Here is a 2,553-nt window from a genome sequence, read left to right as displayed (position 1 = left end):
TGTTCGATGTTGGTGAACGCTTCCCCTTCTTCCGTCTTTAACAGGCAGAGAACAGCCTGCCGCACCTTTTTGGCGATGTTGCCGATACGGCAGATGTGGTCGCCATCAAGGAAAATGTCGTGGGAATTGTCAAGGGCCATTTCATTCATCAGCCCGTAAACTAGATACGAAAAAGGCGTTGCAGCTTGCAACGCCTAATTATCACAAAAGACACCTAAAAAGTATTAACGCATCTCGTCGTCAACCCATTCAATCTCTTGCTCTATTTCGGGAAGTTTCTTTCCTTCGAAGATTGGTTGTTCGAGAAATTCCCTAGCACATTCGTGCAAAGAGTCCTTGTATGTTTTCCAAAGATAGCCGTCCTTCTCATCGTTTGCAGGACCTTTTACAATGAAACAACACATAAAGTACTTATTAGGTTCTTCGGATTCATGCCAACCTTCGACAAAGTAAATTCTACCCTTGTACTACCATTTATCATATTTGGGTACTCCTACAAAGTATTTTGAATACTTTTCATAAATTTCTTTTGTCATTGGCGATGCGTAGTCACGGTTAAAATTAGGTTTAAATCGGTGTATATGAAGAACTGGTTTTCTGCTTGGGTCTATGTTTGGCTCAATATGGTATGCAATATCTAATAGAGCTTCATGGTTGTCCCCATAAATGCGCATTTCGTGAAATGTCCCATCGGGTCTTAACTTGATATATGCGTTGCTAGAATGGGATTCTTCGGGAAGAGCGTGTTTGCCGCCAATTCCTTCAAGTACCTTTACATCGTAAATTTTACCAACGGTTTTATAAACATAATCAACCGTCTTGCCTGCTGCGAATGTGCCGCGTCCACCCATCTTAAAACCTCCATGAATTAACGTAATCGACTGTGAAGATAGGTTCCTTTTCCATTTCCGAGAATGGTGTTCCGAAACAAATTATGCACTGTGGCGATAGCCGTTCACACATAGCGTCAAAACCCTTGAGAAAACCGCGCTTTGCATGTTTGCATCCCAATGTTCCGATGGCTACGAAAGAGTTCTTTTCAATGCCGTCAAATGCATAATCAAAACTTTCGGGAGTGCTCCAGCTGATTGTGGGAATGACGGTCAAGCCCTTGCTTTGCCAATATGCTCCACACCATCTGCTTTTGCCTGTACTTTCAATTCTTCGCCAAGGTTGCATTTCAGCATAGAGGGAAAAGTCTGGAGTGAGCAAAACTTTGTATTGCTTTAATTTTTCAAGGTTGCGTTCGGGTTGAGAGTAAACTACTTCAAACCGTTTATCATCAACAAAGAAATGTACGGCAAAATCTCGGAACATGGGCTGTTCGTTATACCGTGTGTTGTTGAATGATAAGAATTGAAGATTGTTGAGATTGACGGGCTGCTTCTTAATTTTTGGTAAAGCCCATCTTCCTTCGCCTTTATATCCGTTGCGAAGGAATTTTTCCTGGTTGCGAAATTCGTAGCTTTTCATCTTTGTGTCCTCTACACTTTATTGACATTTGTTAGCTAGCCTTTTTATTTACTTCTTTGTCAAATCCGCAATGCTTCAACAGTTTTATTTCGTACTCTTTATAATTTCCATCAAATTTTTTTAGCCATTTTTGATAGTAGTTAAAAGCGTACTCTGCTGCTTCTATGCTCAACTTAAATGCAATTTTTATTGAATCAATGCTTATGATGGGCAACTGGTGAATCAAAGGTGGTGGAGCTTTAAGATACTTTGTGAAAAATTTCGCTTCTGTTTCTTCTATATCTTTTCGTGATTCATCTATTCCGTGGTCTAGCACGGAGTGACTAACTTCGTGAATAACGCTGTTTTCAATTCTTTCAGGCGACATATTGTTGTTGTAGAAGATGGTGATTTCTCCATCCTTGTCGATAAAGAAAGCGTCCTCGCTTGTCTCGTATGCTGCAGCTCTTTGTTCTTCGTCAAGTTCATCATAGCTTATTATCTTGAAGCCAAGTCTTTTCGCAAGGTCGAAAGAGTCCACAGGATATTGCATATCGCAATGCATTACCCAGTGTACGGCCTCTCCCTTGAGAAATTCGTAAGTGCTTCCGCCAAGCCAAATCCCTTGACACATAAAATTATCCTTCTCTGAACAAAATCTTTACGAGTTTTGCTTTTTCTTCGGCGGTAAGCTGGTTTGCGCTACGCGCCATCATTCGATAGAGTTTGTTAAAACTGCATTCTTCATTATCGTCCCGCGTTCCAAGTAGATATTCGGCTTTGCATCCTAGAGCGTCTGCCATTTTGGAAATCAGGGAAGCGCGTGGAGAACGGTCTCCCTTCAAATAAAGACAAACTGATGCTTCTGTTATACCTAGCTTTTGCGCCAGTTGTTTTTGGGTCATACCCGCAATCTCCAGCGCGCTTTGCAGTTGAATGTTGAATGGTGCGTTCATTTTTGACTCCTTGAGGCTGTTGACAAATATATAAATAAAATTATAGAAAAGTTAATTTTCGGCCAAAATAAGTGTAAAATTTTTGATACAAAACTATGGGCTTGGAGGCGTATAAACGCTCGGCGGCGTGGGTGAGCCTGTTCCT

At 41.1% G+C, this 2,553-nt stretch carries 5 protein-coding genes; all 5 read right to left on the bottom strand.

Annotated elements, in window-relative coordinates; all coding sequences use genetic code 11:
• Positions 1-224: 224 nt before the first annotated feature.
• The 5 genes from HUF13_RS17160 to HUF13_RS17140 all read right to left on the bottom strand — a co-directional run bounded on the left by HUF13_RS17160 (position 225) and on the right by HUF13_RS17140 (position 2,408).
• Positions 225-404, bottom strand: coding sequence for a hypothetical protein (locus HUF13_RS17160; protein ID WP_173476231.1), 180 nt, complete (start codon positions 402-404; stop codon positions 225-227).
• Positions 405-467: 63 nt separating this feature from the next.
• A complete protein-coding gene (locus HUF13_RS17155; RefSeq protein ID WP_173342518.1) occupies positions 468-851 on the bottom strand; it encodes a hypothetical protein in 384 nt (127 codons plus the stop codon).
• A gap of 1 nt (position 852) precedes the next feature.
• The gene (locus tag HUF13_RS17150; protein ID WP_173342517.1) at positions 853-1,473 is read right to left on the bottom strand and encodes a DUF4417 domain-containing protein; all 621 of its coding nucleotides are present in this window, start codon (positions 1,471-1,473) and stop codon (positions 853-855) included.
• A gap of 31 nt (positions 1,474-1,504) precedes the next feature.
• Complete coding sequence (locus HUF13_RS17145) at positions 1,505-2,086, bottom strand: ImmA/IrrE family metallo-endopeptidase (RefSeq protein WP_173342516.1); 582 nt, start codon at positions 2,084-2,086, stop codon at positions 1,505-1,507.
• Between the two features lie 4 nt (positions 2,087-2,090).
• Complete coding sequence (locus HUF13_RS17140; RefSeq protein WP_173342515.1) at positions 2,091-2,408, bottom strand: helix-turn-helix transcriptional regulator; 318 nt, start codon at positions 2,406-2,408, stop codon at positions 2,091-2,093.
• Positions 2,409-2,553: the final 145 nt, after the last annotated feature.

Origin of the sequence: Fibrobacter succinogenes (genome assembly GCF_902779965.1) — a bacterium.
In the GTDB taxonomy this organism is placed as follows: domain Bacteria; phylum Fibrobacterota; class Fibrobacteria; order Fibrobacterales; family Fibrobacteraceae; genus Fibrobacter; species Fibrobacter succinogenes_F.
The sequence above is the reverse complement of the archived record's forward strand: the minus strand, read 5'-3'. Positions and strand labels throughout refer to the sequence as shown.

Coding starts and splice junctions, on each gene's coding strand:
- HUF13_RS17140 (WP_173342515.1), bottom strand. CDS start 2,408: ATGAACGCACCATTCAACATTCAACTGCAAAGCGCGCTGGAGATTGCG.
- HUF13_RS17155 (WP_173342518.1), bottom strand. CDS start 851: ATGGGTGGACGCGGCACATTCGCAGCAGGCAAGACGGTTGATTATGTT.
- HUF13_RS17145 (WP_173342516.1), bottom strand. CDS start 2,086: ATGTGTCAAGGGATTTGGCTTGGCGGAAGCACTTACGAATTTCTCAAG.
- HUF13_RS17150 (WP_173342517.1), bottom strand. CDS start 1,473: ATGAAAAGCTACGAATTTCGCAACCAGGAAAAATTCCTTCGCAACGGA.
- HUF13_RS17160 (WP_173476231.1), bottom strand. CDS start 404: ATGTGTTGTTTCATTGTAAAAGGTCCTGCAAACGATGAGAAGGACGGC.